19 protein-coding genes are annotated in these 18,022 nt (G+C 44.4%); 4 read left to right on the top strand and 15 right to left on the bottom strand.

What is annotated here, in order from left to right; translation table 11 throughout:
- Nucleotides 1-30 precede the first annotated feature (30 nt).
- The 6 genes from glpE to ACFI6J_RS20215 form a co-directional block, all read right to left on the bottom strand.
- Entirely contained in the window at nt 31-342 is a 312-nt protein-coding gene (gene glpE, locus ACFI6J_RS20240) for a thiosulfate sulfurtransferase GlpE (RefSeq protein ID WP_014947767.1), read from the bottom strand.
- Nucleotides 342-1,367 carry an L-threonine 3-dehydrogenase gene (gene tdh / locus ACFI6J_RS20235; RefSeq protein ID WP_014947766.1) on the bottom strand — a complete coding sequence of 342 codons (1,026 nt, stop codon included), beginning with the start codon at nt 1,365-1,367 and terminating at the stop codon, nt 342-344. Before tdh ends, glpE begins: the two co-directional genes overlap by 1 nt.
- Entirely contained in the window at nt 1,364-2,560 is a 1,197-nt protein-coding gene (locus ACFI6J_RS20230; RefSeq protein ID WP_014977894.1) for a glycine C-acetyltransferase, read from the bottom strand. Before ACFI6J_RS20230 ends, tdh begins: the two co-directional genes overlap by 4 nt.
- A gap of 163 nt (nt 2,561-2,723) precedes the next feature.
- Nucleotides 2,724-5,168: a bifunctional diguanylate cyclase/phosphodiesterase gene (locus ACFI6J_RS20225; RefSeq protein ID WP_156085698.1), complete on the bottom strand. Its 2,445-nt coding sequence runs from the start codon at nt 5,166-5,168 to the stop codon at nt 2,724-2,726.
- Nucleotides 5,169-5,177: 9 nt separating this feature from the next.
- On the bottom strand, nt 5,178-6,353 hold the full coding sequence (locus ACFI6J_RS20220; protein WP_156085697.1) for a hypothetical protein: 1,176 nt from the start codon (nt 6,351-6,353) through the stop codon (nt 5,178-5,180).
- Entirely contained in the window at nt 6,350-6,823 is a 474-nt protein-coding gene (locus tag ACFI6J_RS20215; protein WP_039226966.1) for a hypothetical protein, read from the bottom strand. Before ACFI6J_RS20215 ends, ACFI6J_RS20220 begins: the two co-directional genes overlap by 4 nt.
- Before the next feature lie 479 nt (nt 6,824-7,302).
- Here ACFI6J_RS20215 and ACFI6J_RS20210 point away from each other — a divergent pair, with 479 nt between their 5' ends.
- A complete protein-coding gene (locus tag ACFI6J_RS20210; protein WP_061438902.1) occupies nt 7,303-8,034 on the top strand; it encodes a 3-deoxy-D-manno-octulosonic acid kinase in 732 nt (243 codons plus the stop codon).
- Nucleotides 8,035-8,132: 98 nt separating this feature from the next.
- The gene (coaD, locus tag ACFI6J_RS20205) at nt 8,133-8,621 is read left to right on the top strand and encodes a pantetheine-phosphate adenylyltransferase (protein WP_061438900.1); all 489 of its coding nucleotides are present in this window, start codon (nt 8,133-8,135) and stop codon (nt 8,619-8,621) included.
- Nucleotides 8,622-8,639: 18 nt separating this feature from the next.
- Here the strand turns inward: coaD and mutM are convergent, their stop codons facing one another.
- From mutM to radC, 9 genes are all read right to left on the bottom strand, one after another.
- Complete coding sequence (gene mutM / locus ACFI6J_RS20200; protein ID WP_061438898.1) at nt 8,640-9,449, bottom strand: bifunctional DNA-formamidopyrimidine glycosylase/DNA-(apurinic or apyrimidinic site) lyase; 810 nt, start codon at nt 9,447-9,449, stop codon at nt 8,640-8,642.
- Complete coding sequence (locus ACFI6J_RS20195) at nt 9,450-9,914, bottom strand: hypothetical protein (RefSeq protein ID WP_039226967.1); 465 nt, start codon at nt 9,912-9,914, stop codon at nt 9,450-9,452.
- 266 nt (nt 9,915-10,180) lie between these two features.
- Complete coding sequence (rpmG, locus tag ACFI6J_RS20190; RefSeq protein ID WP_012516577.1) at nt 10,181-10,336, bottom strand: 50S ribosomal protein L33; 156 nt, start codon at nt 10,334-10,336, stop codon at nt 10,181-10,183.
- An 11-nt stretch (nt 10,337-10,347) separates the two neighbouring features.
- Entirely contained in the window at nt 10,348-10,584 is a 237-nt protein-coding gene (gene rpmB / locus ACFI6J_RS20185) for a 50S ribosomal protein L28 (protein WP_014947757.1), read from the bottom strand.
- 337 nt (nt 10,585-10,921) lie between these two features.
- Nucleotides 10,922-13,024, bottom strand: a complete 2,103-nt coding sequence (locus ACFI6J_RS20180; RefSeq protein ID WP_014977887.1) for a YjbH domain-containing protein — start codon at nt 13,022-13,024, stop codon at nt 10,922-10,924.
- Nucleotides 13,021-13,770 (bottom strand): capsule biosynthesis GfcC family protein, encoded by a 750-nt coding sequence (locus ACFI6J_RS20175; protein WP_039236677.1) that lies wholly within the window; start codon nt 13,768-13,770, stop codon nt 13,021-13,023. The genes ACFI6J_RS20180 and ACFI6J_RS20175 overlap by 4 nt, the downstream gene beginning before the upstream one ends.
- Complete coding sequence (locus ACFI6J_RS20170; protein ID WP_014947754.1) at nt 13,770-14,459, bottom strand: YjbF family lipoprotein; 690 nt, start codon at nt 14,457-14,459, stop codon at nt 13,770-13,772. The genes ACFI6J_RS20175 and ACFI6J_RS20170 overlap by 1 nt, the downstream gene beginning before the upstream one ends.
- Nucleotides 14,460-14,553: 94 nt before the next feature.
- Nucleotides 14,554-14,907, bottom strand: coding sequence for a hypothetical protein (locus ACFI6J_RS20165; RefSeq protein WP_014947753.1), 354 nt, complete (start codon nt 14,905-14,907; stop codon nt 14,554-14,556).
- 92 nt (nt 14,908-14,999) lie between these two features.
- Nucleotides 15,000-15,677, bottom strand: coding sequence for a RadC family protein (gene radC, locus ACFI6J_RS20160; RefSeq protein ID WP_014947752.1), 678 nt, complete (start codon nt 15,675-15,677; stop codon nt 15,000-15,002).
- Between the two features lie 209 nt (nt 15,678-15,886).
- On the opposite strand from radC, the gene coaBC reads away from it, so the two are divergent.
- Nucleotides 15,887-17,116, top strand: coding sequence for a bifunctional phosphopantothenoylcysteine decarboxylase/phosphopantothenate--cysteine ligase CoaBC (gene coaBC, locus ACFI6J_RS20155; RefSeq protein ID WP_014977883.1), 1,230 nt, complete (start codon nt 15,887-15,889; stop codon nt 17,114-17,116).
- A gap of 115 nt (nt 17,117-17,231) precedes the next feature.
- Complete coding sequence (slmA, locus tag ACFI6J_RS20150) at nt 17,232-17,819, top strand: nucleoid occlusion factor SlmA (RefSeq protein WP_012516568.1); 588 nt, start codon at nt 17,232-17,234, stop codon at nt 17,817-17,819.
- Nucleotides 17,820-18,022: the final 203 nt, after the last annotated feature.

Here is an 18,022-nt window from a genome sequence, read left to right as displayed (position 1 = left end):
AGGTGCACATTGTGCACCTTTATCAAATCGCTATGCCGTGACTACCGGATTTGCCAGTCGCCATGCTTCGAAGCCACCGTCCATACTATAAACGGTTTCAAAGCCTTGCTGTGCAATCACTTGGGCCGCCTGCTGGCTGCTTACGCCGTGGTAGCACACTACAACCACTGGGATATCTTTGGGCGTTTGGTCGATAAACGCTGCAAAGTTGTCGTTGTTCAGCTGCGCTGCGTTAGGCATGTGTCCATTAGCAAACGATTGAGGATCGCGAATATCCACAATGGTTACGTCACCTTGAAAGTTTGCAACGTCGTTTACGCTAATGTGTGAGAATGTTGTCATTATTGCCAGTCCAGAATAACTTTACCTGAGTGTCCAGACCCCATGGTATCAAACCCTTTCTGAAAGTCATCAATAGAAAAGGTGTGTGTGATGATAGGCGATAGATCTAAGCCGCTCTGCAGCAAGCTCGCCATTTTGTACCATGTTTCGAACATTTCACGGCCGTAGATACCTTTTATCACCAAGCCTTTGAAAATAACCTGGTTCCAATCGATGGCAACATCTTGTGGAGGTATTCCCAGCATGGCAATTTTGCCGCCATGGTTCATTTTGTTCAGCATGTCTCTGAAAGCCACCGGCACACCAGACATTTCCAGACCCACATCGAAGCCCTCTGTCATACCAAGTTCGTTCATTACGTCTTTCAAGTCTTCCTTGCTTACGTCAACGGCGCGGGTTGCACCCATTTTTTTAGCAAGCTCAAGACGGTAAGGATTGATGTCGGTAACCACGACATGACGAGCACCTACGTGCTTTGCAACTGCAGCAGCCATAATACCTATTGGGCCAGCACCTGTTATCAGCACGTCTTCACCCACCAAGTCGAAACTTAGTGCAGTGTGAACAGCGTTGCCAAACGGGTCAAAGATAGACGCAAGGTCGTCACTAATATTGTCTGGAATTTTAAACGCGTTAAATGCAGGAATTACCAAGTATTCAGCAAAAGCGCCCGGGCGGTTTACGCCTACGCCTTCAGTGTTGCGACACAAATGTACGCGACCTGCACGACAGTTACGGCAATGGCCACAAGTAATATGGCCTTCGCCCGAAACACGGTCGCCAACCTTAAACCCTTTCACTTCTTGACCCATACCAACGACTTCACCCACATACTCGTGGCCTACAACCATAGGTACCGGAATGGTTTTCTGTGACCATTCGTCCCAGTTGTAAATGTGCATGTCGGTGCCGCAAATGGCGGTTTTGCGAATTTTAATCAGTAGGTCATTGTGTCCTACTTCAGGCTCTGGCGTGTCTTGTAGCCAAATGCCTTTTTCTGCTTTCGCTTTAACTAGCGACTTCATGAAATTACTCCCAATTCACGGCCGACTTCAATAAATGCATCTACCGCTTTATCAACATGTTCAAGGCTATGACCTGCTGACATTTGCGTACGGATACGGGCCTGACCTTTCGGCACAACAGGGTAAGAGAAACCGATAACATAGATGCCTTTCTCAAGCATCTTGTCTGCCATTTCGCTAGCTAAACGGGCATCGCCTAGCATAACAGGAATAATAGCGTGATCTTTACCAGCTAATGTGAAGCCCGCTTCTTCCATACGCGTACGGAAGTGATTGGCGTTGCGCCATAGATTAGCGCGAAGCTCGTCGCCTTCTTTCATCATTTCAAACACTTTGAGCGATGCTGAAACGATAGGTGGCGCAACCGAGTTTGAGAAAAGATAAGGACGCGAGCGTTGACGCAACCACTCTACGACTTCTTTTTTACCCGAGGTGTAACCGCCAGACGCGCCGCCTAGTGCTTTACCTAGAGTACCGGTGATGATGTCTACACGACCCATAACGCCACAATACTCATGGCTGCCTTTGCCGTTTTCGCCAAGGAAGCCCGTTGCGTGACAATCGTCTACCATTACCATGGCGTCATACTTGTCGGCCAGGTCGCAAATAGAGGCTAAGTCGGCAATCACGCCGTCCATTGAAAACACACCGTCGGTGGCAATAATTTTGAAACGTGCGCCATCGGCGTCAGCTTGCTTCAACTGCTCTTCTAATGCTGCCATATCGTTATTGGCGTAGCGATAACGCTTAGCTTTACATAGGCGCACACCGTCAATGATACTGGCGTGGTTTAACGCATCAGAAATAATGGCATCTTCAGGGCCTAATAGCGTTTCAAATAAACCGCCATTCGCGTCGAAGCACGATGGGTACAAAATGGTGTCTTCTGTACCGAGGAAGTCGCTGATAGAGGCTTCCAGCTGCTTGTGAATGTCTTGTGTACCGCAAATGAATCGTACAGATGCTACACCAAAACCATGGCTATCCAGGCCTTTCTTTGCTGCTTCAATCAAGCTTTCATTGTTTGCAAGACCAAGGTAGTTGTTGGCACAAAAGTTAATAACGTGCTCGCCGTTAGCAACACCAATATCCGCTTGTTGTTGCGACGTGATAACACGCTCTTTTTTGTACAAACCATCTTCTTTCGTGGCTTCAATTTGCGATTGCAAATGAGAAATAAATGCCGCAGACATGCCATTCTCCGAGTGTAGGTATATTAAAACCGTTAGTTTAATGAAAGCGCGGTAAAGGGTACACACCCTTGCGCTGTATTTAATGGGTTTGTCGACTAAGTTTGTAAATTATTCAGCACACTACATTGATGAAGCGTGCACCTTTTGAAACGGTAAAGTAGCCCTAGGCGGATTCTTTCCAAAAACCAAACTCTACTTTGTCGCTTAACACGTCCCAAATGTTAACCTCGGGAATAGGTTTGCTGATAAGGTAGCCTTGACCCAGGTTGCAGTCGAAATGACACAGCAACTCGTACTGTTCACTGGTTTCAATTCCTTCTGCCACCACTTGCATTCCCATGTTGCGCACCATAGAAATCGTAGAGTGAACAATATTTCTATCGTCAGCACTGCTAGCGATATTCGCCACAAAAGAGCGGTCAATCTTGATGTAGTCGGCGGGTAACGATTTAAGATAACTCAACGACGAATAGCCCGTGCCGAAATCGTCGATAGCCAGCATGCACCCCATGTCGCGAATATTTTGCATGATGGTGGTTGCACGCTTGATGTCTGATACCAATACCGTTTCGGTTAACTCTAAGCAAACTTGGTCGGGCGCTATGTCATTTTTGATAATTTGCTGCTGCAAGAATTCAGGCAAACTCGGGTCTAAGAACTGACCCGCTGACAAATTAATCGCCATCTTCACGTCGGGGTAGCCGCTATTTTTAAGCTCTCTAATTAAATAAGTTGAGCGCGTAATTACCCAGTAATCAAGCTCAAGCATGAATGACGTGTTTTCTAGAAGCGGTATGAAATCTGCCGGGGAAATATTACCCTTTTTAGGGTGATGCCAACGCAATAGCGCTTCAAAGCCCACCAGCCTTCCGGTGTGCATCTCAACTTGGGGCTGAAGCGCTAAGCTAAACTGATTGTCTCTGAGGGCTTCACGCGCCTCTGACTCCAGCTCAACCTTCTGCATTACTTTAAGATTCATGGTGGCGTCATACACGCGATACTCCGCCCCTTTTTTGGCTTTGGCTTCGTACATCGCAATATCCGCATGCCTTAGCAGTTCTACTGGCGTGGCGCGAGAGTGGTTGGTGATAGCAATACCAATACTGATGGAAACGTAAAAGGTTACGCCATCTACAATGATTGGCTCTTTAAACTCTTCTATCAGCTTTTTGGCTACCGTATCTACGTGCTTTTTGCTTTCGATATTTGAAAGTAAAATAACAAACTCATCACCGCCAAATCGAGATGCAATATCCGACTCTCTAATCGGCTTAGAAATACGCATAGCAGCAGCTTTTAAGAGTTTATCGCCGACGTCATGACCGTGACTGTCGTTAACCTTTTTAAAGTCATCAAGGTCCATGAACATCAGTGCCACTAACCTATCGTCGCGAATTGAACTAGCTAGCTGCTTTTCTATTTGAAAAGTCAGCATATTACGGTTGGGAAGTCCGGTTAACACATCGAACATCGCCATTTTTTCAAGCTTCGCTGTGTTAATAGCCATTTGTCCGTCAAAGCTTTCTAGCTGGCGCGCCAGATTATTTGCCGCGTCTTCAACAACGTCCAATTCATCTGTGAATTTGAAAATAGGCGACTTCCTTCGTTTAGCTGCAATGGTGTAAAACTCGCTAAACTTGTGTTCGGCCAGCATAGGCAAACGTTCGCTTACATCTAACAAGCGTATTCTGTATTGATTTAGGAAAAGGTAAAGCAGCGAAGAGAAGATAAAAAATAGCGCAACAGCGCTAGAAATAACTATGTACTGGTATTGTTCGTTTTGACGCACCATGGCCGACACGTCTTGCACAATAAGCAAGTAAGGATGATCACCTGATGCGTGATTAAAAGGCAATAAACTAACCAGCAACTGCTGATTTTCCAGCGCAACGTTCATGCCTCTAATAACTAAATCGTCAATTCGCCAATTATCGGGTAACGCATCAAATAGAGATTGTAAATACTGTCGATTAGCCGCAGACACTTGGCTTGCCACCCTTAATTCTGACAGCTCAGATGAGGTTTCTTTGTGCTGGACAACAGCAACTTTGTGCACATCGGTAGCGCGACTAAACAGGTATAGCAGTTCTCTCATCGACGTGGACACAACGATGACGGGCAGAGTTTCACCGTTTGCCATGATTGGAATTGAAATGTAGTGTGTGCATACCGAGTCACAGGACAATAGTGAGCGGCTTTCAAACGACGCGCGAGTGGTATTCACTAGCTTTTCAATGGTTTTATTTACTGGCTGTAGCGGGTTGCCAACAACGCCGTGTTCGTCAAACAAATACAGCGATTCAACTTGAAAGTTAAGGGTCAGGTATTCACTAAGACCGCTAAGCGTTTGTTGTAGCGATTCAAGGCTATCTGCGTTGCCTCCACTCTTATGGCTGATGATATCAATAAGCGTGATCATTCTGCCGTGCAGAATGTCTTCAAAAAGCTGAACCCGTCGTTGATTACTAACTTGGTTTTCCCTTTGCTGGAGCAGAATTCGAGCGTCAGACTCCTGAATAAGAACCGTTGATATAACCACAGCCACAGTTAATACCATAGCCAACAAAATTGTGATGGTTTTAGTGGTGAAAGATACCTGAACCTTCATCTAATGCCCTTAAAACCAATACATCAATTGCACTGACCACATTTCCCAGTGCTTATCGGCATGAGACGCCACATCTAAGTTCAGTAAGCTCACTACCCTTGTCGCACCTTCAACCCAATGATACTCACCTTGAAGTCGCCACTTCGGTGCAATGTCCCAACGCAAGCCTAGGGTATATGTATCTTGGTAGCCAAAGTAGGCGGGGATCACGCCGCCTGTCATAGCCTCTAATTGCCTTCCGTCTCGATCTGACCTGTCGTTAATGTATGTGTCGTAGCCAATAAGACCACTTACATTGTTATTAAACAAATACCTAAACTGAACAAAACCGCCCTCGCCCGTGCGTTTAAAGGCAAAACCAGGGAAGAATAGCCCTTTGCTATCCTGGACTTCTCGAATTAGCTCAGCCGACACTTCCCAGTTTTCTGCAAAGTATTGCGCAGACAGCATAATACGCTCTATGTCTGCATTACCTGCAATACGGTTGTCATTCTGAGAAGGTGTGTATCTGAAATCAGAATTCAACCAACTGGCACCTAGTTTCCATGTCATGGTAGCCGGTTGCCAGAATACGCTGGCTTGATGAACAAAGTCTTGCTTGATGTCGCCTTTTGCTTCGTCGCCGAGTAAAAAATCTCGCTGGGAGTCGTTAATATTAGAGCGGCCGTAACTCCAGTTTAATTCCCAGATATTCTGAGTACCATAGTGTGAGAAACTGGTTTGGATACCGTTGCTTCCCAAAGCAACGTCGCGAAATCCGTCAAAGTACACAGACTGGGGAAGAACAGACGTGTAACGTGTTTGTGGCACATCTCTGGTCACTGAGTACAGCCAGTGGCGGTTTTTGAAGCGACCAATGTGGACTTGTCCTTGCCATTTACCGGGCAAGTCAGGCAATTTCCAGTCGATAAACAAATAATCTAAACGAGCGCCCTGCTCAAAACGATTCCCGCCGTCTAAATAATTAATTTGCCCGGCAACAGAGATGTTTTCCGCTATTCGATAGTAACCATTTAGCCCAACTTCGGTCAGCTCACCTGTTATTGCGTTATCGTCAGTTATAAAGTTACTTCCATGTGACTGAGTAACGCCTTGAGAGACATAACCATGCCACGAAAAATCTCCTTGTGAAGCAAGGACAGGCATGCTTATCATGCCAAACGCGAGAGCGATGTATTTATTCATTCTGTTCCTACCTCTACGCGTCTTAATTTCACAATTTCGGTATGTTCAACATAGCCGATAGCGCCTGTGGTACTTTCTAACGCCTCTATCAACGCTTGGTAAGACGTGACCCTAACGGGTGTAACGCCCTGCCCAGAATAGGTGATTTGATCCCATAGACGAGATAATTGATAAGGGAACATCTGAAGTACTTCACGACAAAACTGCTTGTGGAGCTCATCGTTATCTTGCAATACAAATACCGTGATTTTAGTACCATCGCTCCAATATTGACGATGGCCGGTAAATATCTGGCGAAGCTCAGAGCGGTTTAGCTCTGAAACCATGACACTCTCATTAACCATGACGTTTAGTTCTGCTGCGTGTGCTGCAGGCACGCCTGAAAACAGTGCAATATTCAGTAATAGCACCAGTCTAAATTGAGTATAAGCAAGAACAGTGGATAGCCATCGCAAAGCGGGCTTTTTCATTCAGTAACGACTCCCTGTTATTTCAAAGGAACACTTCGCAACGCTAAGTGTAGATAATAGTTGATAGTTTTACCTTACAATTAAGTAAATTAAGCGACAATTAGCTTGTAATGGTGCCCTGGTCTATCAACAGTATTTTTTCCTATTGTTCGTATCTTTTGGCATGCGCTAGGTGAAGCCTATTTGCTCGAGTATTACCTATTCGCGCCAAATAAATGCTTATTTTTCAGATAGAACTCTCCGGGCCGCCGCAATTTAACATGCTCATTCCAAAATGATGAATATGGTCAACGATACTCGCGTATGAGCATAACGACTTAGGTTTTTATACTTAAGACGTTGAATTAGATTCATTATTTCAACAAATAATCTTAGTACGTAAAAACTATGAGCGCGTAAACAGACTTTTTTACCTCTGAAACGCGGTCGTTGCTGAAAAACTAAAATAAATCATTAGAATAAAGAATTTACCATAAGTTGTGGGCGACATGGCGACAATACGACGAGACATAGGTGCTGGGCACCACTTTATTTTCGACGACACTTTAGTCAGTCATCCCAACGCGGAGATGTTTACCCCCGACTTTTGGCAGCTTCAAGACAAAATAACAGGTCAAGCCAAGGGACGTGGTACAACCATTTTCATTGAGCATGAGGGTCAGCGCTGGGTTTTACGCCATTTCAAACGTGGTGGCTTGGTGGGCAAAGTACTGAGCGACCAATATATGTTTATTGGTGTTGAGCGTTCTCGCCCGTTTGAAGAGTTCAGGCTGCTCGAATATATGCGAGCACAAGGTCTTCTTGTGCCTGTTCCTGTTGCGGCGCGTATACACCGCCGAGGCCTAATTTACCGCGGCGATTTAATTACTTTAAGTATTCCAAATAGCAAAGATTTACACCACGCACTGTGCGATAAACCACTGGATAAAGATGAGTGGTATGAGGTTGGCCGAGCGCTAGCAGCTATGCACAATTGTCAGGTGTACCATCATGATGCCAACGTTCGAAACATCATGATTGATAGCGATAAGCAAATTTGGCTTATTGATTTCGATCGCTGCGAGCAGCGTCAAGGTAACAGCTGGAAACAAGGTAATTTAGACCGTCTGCTGCGTTCTTTACATAAAGAGAAAGCGAAGAACCCTGTCTTTCACTGGCAAGAGAGCGACTGGTCAGCGTGTATGAATGGTTACCGCGAGGCAGTGAAGTAATAAAAGCACATGTGGTAAGCGGATTGGTATAAGCTAATAATGTGTTACATTAGCCACGTTGAACACATAAACCCTCTACAACGAAAAGATTCGACTTTATGCACACTAGAGCACTTTACCCTGGTACTTTCGACCCGATCACTAACGGTCATGCCGACCTTATTGAACGCGCATCTCAGTTATTTTCTCATGTGATTGTAGCGATTGCTTCTAACCCAAGTAAAAAGCCACTGTTTACGTTAGAAGAGCGCGTAGAAATGATAAAAAAAGTCACTGCTGACTTACCAAATGTTGAAGTAGTGGGGTTTACTGGTTTATTGGCTGATTTTGCTGACGAACAAAATGCCACAATTCTCATTCGTGGTTTACGCGCAGTTTCTGATTTCGAATACGAGTTTCAACTCGCAAATATGAATCGCCGTTTAAACCCAAAGCTAGAAAGTGTCTTTCTTACTCCTGCTGAGGAGAATTCATTTATCTCGTCCACCCTAGTAAAAGAAGTCGCTCTTCACCGCGGTGCAGTGAGTGGCTTTTGCCACCCAGTAGTTGAGAATGCTTTAAAAGACAGGCTGAGTAAGAAAGATTAAGCACCAATAGTAAGTGTATTAGCGTTGGCAGTGAGTACAGAAAAAGGTATTTCGCTGCCCAATAACTTTACTTTCAATGGCTTTGCCACACACTTCACAAGGCTCGCCTTTTCTCCCATACACATTCAAGTGCTGTGCAAAATACCCAGGCTTACCGTCGGTTTGCGCAAAGTCTTTTAATGTTGTGCCACCTTGTTCAATGGCTTTGGCCAATACTTGCTTAATGGTTGCAGTTAGCGACTGATAGCGAGCAGCGCTGATGTTGCCTGCGGCTCTTCGCGGGTCTATACCAGCTAAAAACAGTGCTTCGTTCGCGTAGATGTTTCCTACACCTACCACAATGGCGTTATCCATAATGAAGTTTTTAACGGGGCCTTTTCGATTGCGCGATAGTTTAAATAAGAGCTTATCGTCAAAGTCGTCTGTAAGCGGTTCTGGGCCCAAATTATTAAGCATGGCTATTTGCATATCAGGAGCCTGAAATAACACTGCGCCAAAGCGCCGTGGGTCGTTAAAACGTAAGCACTTACCTGTGTTTAAAACAATGTCTACGTGGTCATGCTTAATAATTGGTGTCGACGCATCGATAACGCGTAATTTACCCGACATACCTAAATGTAAAATTAACGTGCCTTTAGCTGTTTCAATAAGTAGATATTTAGCGCGGCGTTTTACAGCAATAACGCTCTGACCTTCAACGTTCGCTACCTCTTGTGGAATGGGCCAGCGCATTCTTCGCTCACGCACCACCACCTGCGTAATGGTATTGCCAATAAGATGTGGAGAAACGCCCAAACGGCTTACTTCAACTTCTGGTAGTTCAGGCATTTACAGTATCCAAGGTAAAAGATTATCAAGTTCGGTGTTGGTTAATGTGTACCAATTGTTTTCAAATTTGATCACAACAGGTGATGTATTCGGATAGATGGCGTAAACATTGCCGTTATTATTGCCTGCGAGCCATACTACGACGATGTAAGGCTGTACGTTGGTAATCGCTTCGGGTACGTCAGTGGCCGGCTCAAGCCTTGCCCGCTGCCAATGGGAAAACTGAACATCCGGCTTGATGGCGAGGACTGTATTTTGACCTGACTGGCGCCACTGCTGTCCAACTCGCTCTAAGCTATGGCCATCGTGCTCTATTTTTAACACATAAGCGTCTTCAGGTAGCAGGCTGCGAGATTGAACAACGTCCTTCTTAGGTACAAGACTGTCTAAGTTAAACAATGCAATCATGATAAGCATAGCAATAATGACCACGTTATTCATTGCTCGCTGAGAAATTCTAGCCACCTGACTTCCCGTTAAATATGAGTCCTGAAATTAGGAATATAGTAATACCTAGCCAATATATAAGCTAATTCAATTCAAAGAAAACCTAGGACCTGCTGGAAAAAAGTAAGTGGGAGAAAGCAGTGATCGCAAGACAAACTCAAGGGATCGTGGACAGTCGAATATGGGATCTGGTGGGATCGTGACGTGATGAAGTAGAAATATCTTCTTCAAAAAGCAAAAAACCCAGCAAGGGCTGGGTTTTCGTGGAGACAAAAGCAAGCTAATTACTTGATTTTGGCCTCTTTGAACATAACGTGCTTACGCACAACGGGATCATACTTTTTGATCTCCATTTTGCCAGGCATGTTACGCTTGTTTTTATCAGTAGTGTAGAAGAAACCTGTACCTGCTGAAGAAACTAGTTTAATTTTATCACGCATTGTCGGCTTCCTTAGATTTTCTCACCACGGGTACGGATGTCAGTTAGTACTGAATCAATACCTTTCTTGTCGATGATACGCATGCCTTTTGCAGACAAACGTAGTTTTACAAAACGGTTTTCGCTCTCAACCCAAAAACGGTGTGTTTGAAGGTTTGGCAAAAAGCGACGACGAGTCGCATTTCTTGCGTGTGAACGGTTATTACCAACCGTTGGACGCTTACCTGTTACTTGGCATACTCTTGACATTGTATTTGTCTCCAGAACAACGATAACTGTCGCGTCAGTTAATCCCAAGCGCTCAAACAGTGGTTGGGTCAAATGACGTATTACTATAAATTAGAGGGCGCATTTTATACAGCAAAGGCAGGATCATTTCAATAAGAAAGTACAAAAAGGTTACTTTTTGGCTTTTTTTTGCTCGAAAAACTACCAGCTCTCATTTTTCACGGCCCGTATTGTACTTTTCCCTAAGCGGTTAGGCTATGAATAAATACGCAATCTACGCTTTAATTTTATATTCGCATTGCAGCATCTAAGATACCCGTACGAGAATAAACGCCACGCGAACGCGGCGTATTACTATTTAATCAAAAAATGGTGACCTTATTTCAGTCATGTCAATCAAACGAGTGGGTCGACGCAGCATTTGACCGCCATCACGAGAAATCGGCACCCATGGGAATAATCCGCGACCTTTGGTAGGTTCTAACAAGAACAGATCTGTAGGTATGGAAATGTAGAAGCCTTTGGTGAAGCTTCCCTCGCCGTATTCTTCTGACGATACATCAGTGAATGCCGCATATGCACCAACTATGATACCGCTATCGAAACGCTTCGCATAATCGATATTCACGCCTTTATCTTTGGCTAAGAATTGTCCAGCACTTACGGTAATTTGCGTGTCGTCTAAGAATTCTGGCTGCCAATAGACACTAGCGTGTCCAGTGACCGCTGTGTAGTCTTCCAGACCTGTTTGACTGTAAGGATCGCGCTGTTTTACGTAAGCGATATCAAGTCCGTAAGCTAGATTACTATCAACGGGACGATACAGTATTTCACCGCCTACACCAGCAAACATGGTTTCTAGATAACCCGCGTACGCTTGAGCATAAAGGTCTTCTGCAATGGTGTCTTTGTAATGTAAGAATGTTGTATCTAGCCATACATCGTTTGCTGACACATATTCACGAACTCGAGTACGCACGCGAGGTAGCGACACTTCTTCGTTATCTACCAAGTAGTTAAACTTGTCGAAGTTATCTAGAAGCGTAACCCTGGCACTGCTCATGATTGCGAAGTTTTCGTTAAAGGCATAACCGCCGTTTAGCAATAATCCGGTTTGATACAGATAGAAATCTTCTGGGTTACCGAATGATTGGGTAAAGAAGAAATCTGCGCTGTAGTAGAAGCCAGATGTATTGGCAGGATCATAGGCGTCGAGCACTTCTTTTGAGGGTGATGTTCTGACGTAGGTTTCAGTGATATCTGCGTCAACAGATTCGTAACGCGCTGCTGCAATAAAGGCCTCGGCATCCACCTGCGTGTCTACTAAAGGAAGACCTGCGCGATTGTCTACTACATGATAGGTTTTTACGGAATCTGGAAGCTCTGAGGCCGCCACGCGACCAATTCGCTCAATGGCTTCATCCTGGTCACGATAGGCAACCTGTGTACCGTAAAACGTAGCGCTGTCCTCTTTAATTTCAGCATCAGACAGTACAAAGCCCCCCGACCGGTAAAGGTCGTTGTAAAGACGGGATTTATCAACATCTTTCACGTCTTGTGGCACCTTTCTTCCCATCAGGTTCTTAGGTGGTTCATCGAACTTTATTTGCGAAGCCGTATTCATATTAAAGCGATACGTAACGCCGAAACCAACGGTATTACCTCGTTGATAGTTCAACGTGAAATCGAAGTCTTTATAACGATACACTGCACCAACATTCCAACGAGAATCTTGCTCTAGCTGTCCAGCTCTGTCACGAGAATAGTCATTCCCTTCGAACTCAAGCTTTAGCGTTAGCGGCTCCCATGGTGTTTGGTATTCCACACCACCGAAAAATGCGGTTGTTCCTTTAAAAAACTGGTCGTAGTCTACCTTACCACCGCGGCCAGAGAAGCCCCCTGGGCGTTCACAGAAGCTGTCTTTAAGCTCGCAAAACGGGTTGCTGATGTCATCGGCTGTACCAAGATATCCCCAGCCTAAGCCAAGGTGAAAGTCGAATGGACCGATAGATTTACTGGCATTGACGTATTCACTTTCAAAAAAGCCTGTTCCACCAAAATCTCTGAAGCCGACACTGATATCTGGCAAATAGTAGCTTTCTTTCCATAATCTGAATTTAACGTCTAAGCCTTTATCTTTCAGCGTTTGATCACCACTGAATGATTCAACTTGACTATAAAGTCTTGTACGCACGTCAGTGTAACGGGCTGTTGCTTCCATCCAATCGTAAAGCTGAATGTTAACAGACCAGAAGCGATATTCGCCGTTGTCGGTATAGTTAATGGCCATTCCACCTTCGTCTCGCATACGAGCCGTTGGTGTTTGAATAAGACCATTTCCGCCCTGCACCATCTGCGAAGGAGTAACGCGAACTTGAGTATCAGCAAAAGCGGTAGAAGAAAGCGCGCTGCCAATTACAAGCGCGAGTGTTTTTTTCTTAGAAAGTAGTGGCGCACTCATTGAGGTAAAACCCTATGTACTGCTAAAGCGGCTACGCGCTCATTTAATTGCTTAAGTTTATTGCTAAAGAGTTCTGATGAGATAGGAACATAGACTTGGCTGCCCGGCATAAGCTGCCCAAAATCTAAATTCCAATAAGCAATACCCTTTTCTTCAATATTTCCCATTGGATCAATTACGTAGACATGACTTCTGTCGGCATCAACCGCTTTTTTCACCGTGTGAACAGCCGTATAAACCGACGTATCGCTTTGATGCTTGTACGCACCAGGCTTTACAACAGCGCCAGAGAAATGCACAACGTCAGGTCTTCCATTTAGTCGAATCCAGTATTTACCTGGCTGAAACATAGGGTTGTCTTCAAAAAACAACCTTGCTCGATTGTAGGAAATTGGCATGTCTATGCGTGTAGACACCGTCCATGAGCTTACCTGATCATAGAGATTTTGAAGGGCTTTATGTGTTTCAGAATCGGCATCAAATTGATTGAGCAGCCCGCTAATTTGAGATAGCGCTATCTCTTTCTCTTCTTCAGCTTTAGGGTTAGCTAAATCAAAAGCTGAAGCTGAAGGCCAGTACCAATCACCATTATCAGCGACAATGGACAGTACGCTTGATAGTCGTATCGGCCTGTCGAACTGATAGGTTTGCTTGTTTATCATGACACTAACAAGGTTATCATTTGCATATAACTTGGTAGCTGCAGTAAGGCCTAGGGCAATAAAAAGCGTATAGATATACTTCATTATTGCGTTGCTCCTTGTGTCTTCATCTCACGTACTACTCGGCTTAAATAAACCATATCGTAAACGTCTCCTTCAGGGCTGAACTGCTGCTTTGAGGCCAGAAGTTCCTTCGAGTATTTGTGCAAGAAATACGTGTTTTCCCACGACAACCCTACGTCGATAAATGGCGTGTATTCAGAAAATTCTACGGTTTCGATAACCTTAATTACCGGAACAGAAAAACCTAAATATTCGCGAGTTTCTTCCCCTTCTATTCGCCAAGATGAGTCAACCGGCACACCGTAACCTATGGAAGCAATATCAACTTTGCGTTTCCAATTGAATGGCAGAACATTGTTGGTGGCAAGCGGGTTGTGCTGAAGATTTCCCGTGTAGTATAGGTCGTGATCCAAACCTTCAGTTTTAACGATAATGCCATGGTGCATGGTGAAGATGACTTTATCACCAGATACCCACCGGTACTTTTCACCATCGATATACGCAAGGGCAAGCGAGGCTGCATCTCTTCCGCCCGCTTTAATTTGCATAAGATCAGCTTTACTAGCAGCAATCTCTTCAACGGTATAACTAACTGTTCTATCTTTTAGCGCGAGCTTCAGCGTGTTGTAATACGCTAGTGACGTGGTGGAACATCCGGAAAGAAAAAGGCAAACAACACCCGAAAGGGCAAATAAAGTGTGTAGTTTCATTAAAATGCGCCGACAAAAACTAAAAACAAATGAACTTTGCTATAAAAATAAAAAAAGCCGCTAAAAAAAGCGGCTTTTTCGAATACTCTTAAATTTACTGTACGGTCGGTGCGTAAGTAAATGTAACAGGTACGGTGATGGTTTTTGTTACAGAACCAGAGGTAGTTACAGTAACAGTTTCGGTTGTACCTACGCACACACCATCAACGATTTGGTCGTCACCTTCACAAGTAGGTTGACCTGGAGTAGTGCCGCCATTTCCTGGTGCATCAGCAGAGTTGTTGTTTACAACACCTGCAACGATACCCGCAACAACAACACCAGACGCGATCATACCGCCGCTTACGCCGCCGATGCCAGTAGTACCACTACCACCTTCACCGTCTTGTGCGTTAACGCCTGCAACCATAGTTGCAGCTGCAAATAATGCAATGATTGACTTCTTCATAACAGTCCTTTAATAAAATAACCCACTAAATCCTATGCTAAATCATTTTCAACCATTTGACTAGATTATAATCGACAAATGACTTAGATTTCTTATCTTAACAAGCCTCGCTGTGCGAATGAAACAGTTTCTTTATCACCAACCACAAAATGATCTAAAACTGGCACATCGATCGACGCCATTGCGCTTTTGATCTCTGCGGTTAATCTTATATCCGCATGACTAGGCTCAGCAACGCCTGAAGGATGATTATGAACCAAAATGATCGCGGCTGCATTATCGATCATTACTTGTTTGATCAATTCTCTTGGATAGACCGCTGCACTGTTTATCGTACCGTTAAACATAGTGCGAAAAGCAATAAGCTGATGTTGGCTATCAAGCATTAAAAGCGCGAACTTCTCACGTTCACAGTCTCTTAGCTTTGCCTGTAGATAACGTTTAGTATCATCTACATTATTAAAAACGTCCTGACGCTTCAGCTTTATTTCCAAATTGCGTTTAAATATTTCAAAGCCCGCCTGAAACTGCGCATACTTGCACGGTCCAACTCCCGTTATTTTGGCAAACCGTTCTTTCGTTGCTGTTACCACACCCCGTAAGCAGCCTAGCTCGTTGAGAAGTTCATGTGCAACAGACACAGCGCTTTTTCCTTTCACACCTTTTCCCAGCAAGACAGCGATGAGTTCAGCATCACTTAAGCTTTCAGCCCCGTGCTGCAATAATTTTTCTCTTGGCCTTTCATTCTTTGGCCATACTTTTATCGACATTCATCTAGCCCGACTATTCTATAAAAGGTTGTTTATAGATGAATGGTGACAAAGAAACGACTGTATAAAAGGCGGGTTTATTATTGATTTTTGACACCTGTAGGCACTGTTTACATGCCACTGTCGAAACAAGACCTACTTTCGTTCAGCTATCCGATTTTTTGTCACCATGGTAGGCTAACGCTAATTTCGAGATTTTGTGTTCTTCTATGTCTATTGCTAACAAAAATATTTTGCTAGGTGTTACTGGCGGGATTGCCGCTTATAAAGCACCTGATCTTGTGCGCAAGCTTACTGCGTTAGGCGCAAACGTGCGTGTGGTTCTAACAGACTCTGCTGCAGAGTTTGTTAGTTCATTATCACTTCAGGCCGTGTCAGGAAATCCAGTGCATCGCCAGCTGCTTGACCCTGCTGCCGAAGCCGCTATGGGGCATATTGAATTGGCAAAATGGGCCGATATCTTACTTATCGCTCCCGCAACTGCGAACACTATTGCCAAGCTTGCTCACGGTATGGCAGATGATTTGCTGACTACACTGTACCTTGCAACAACAGCGAAACTCTTTATTGCTCCTGCCATGAATCAGCAAATGTGGAAAGCGGTAGCAACAGAGCGCAACATCGATATTTTAAAAGAACATGGCGTAACCTTTATTGGCCCAGCAAGTGGTGAACAAGCCTGTGGCGATGTGGGTTCAGGTCGAATGGTTGAGCCTGTTGATATTGCCAATGTAATAAATGACGCAGAGAGAAACGCTTTATCCCTTTCTTCGTCGCTAATGGCGTTATCGGGAAAGAATATTACGATAACAGCGGGACCAACTAGAGAGCCTTTGGACCCTGTACGATATATTTCAAATCACAGCTCAGGAAAGATGGGGTTTGCCATCGCTCAGGCAGCAGCACTCGCGGGGGCAAATGTAACCTTAGTGGCAGGTCCTGTGTCGCTTGAAACGCCCGAACGCTGTGACCGTATTAATGTCACAACCGCAGAGGAAATGCTTAATACTTGTCAAACGCTTAGAGCCTCCACAGATATATTTATTAGTACGGCTGCTGTAGCAGATTACAAGGCCGTGAGCGTTGCCGACAATAAAATTAAGAAAACCGGTGATGAGTTAACACTTACTTTTGTTAAAAACCCTGATATTCTAGCAACTATATCCACCAGCCAAGACAGACCATTTTGTGTGGGCTTTGCGGCCGAAAGCCAAAATGTAGAAGATTATGCGCGCTCGAAGCTAGCCAAAAAGAAGCTAGACATGATTGCGGCTAACGATATTACTGCCGAGGGTCTGGGGTTTAACAGTGATAAAAATGCACTGCACGTAATATGGCAAGATGGTGATAAACGATTACCTGCAACCAGTAAAAGCGAGTTAGCGGGTCAATTACTTGCACTTATTGCAGAGCGTTACGCTTTAAACAATAAAAACTAACAGATGCTTATTAAGTGTCGATAATAAAAACGATAAATATAAACGCTTTGGTGTAAGCCAACTTAACATGGAGCCCGAGTTGCTATAACTCGGTAGCGGAGGAAATACTTTCGTCATGCCTGCTGTCAAAAAAACAAATCGCAGAGCTCAAATTCTGCAAGCACTTGCTGGAATGTTAGAAACCAGCCCAGGTCAACGTATCACTACTGCTAAATTAGCGGAAAAAGTGGGAGTGTCTGAAGCGGCACTTTACCGTCACTTTCCAAGTAAAGCGCGAATGTTTGAAGGGCTTATCGAGTTTATTGAAGAAACACTTTTCACGCGCATCAATAAGATTGTGAATGAAGAGAAAGACTCGCTTACGCGTTGTCAGCTTATTCTTCATCTTATTTTGGGCTTTGCTGAGAAGAACCCGGGTATTACTCGAATATTAAATGGTGATGCCTTAATGGGTGAACAAGACCGGTTGCGCGCGCGCATAGCAAAGCTTTTCGAGCGTTTAGAAACGCAGCTTAAACAAGTGCTAAGAGAGCGCAAGCTACGCGAAGGTAAAACCCTTTCTGCAGATGAAGCGATTATCGCCAACATGATGATTTGCTACACCGATGGCCGTATTAATGGCTTTATCCGCAGTGGATTTACGCGTAAGCCAACCGAGCAGTTCAATGAACAATGGGCTGCTTTCAAGCAAATGTTTGTTTAGAACCCAATTAAGTTACGACTAAGGCGCTTTCAAGCGCCTTTTTTATTGCCTGTTTCCCATTCTATATTGCATTGATACTTTTCAAAATTAATATGGAAAGTGCAATGAAATCAAATAGCTGCCGAGCACAGCCCTCAGCGTTCAAACATGCACATAATTCATTACTTCAGTCACTATCCATAAACTACATGACCCGTCCTAAG

The organism is Alteromonas sp. G4i13 (genome assembly GCF_054960505.1).
This window is presented reverse-complemented; position numbering and strand designations above follow the sequence as displayed.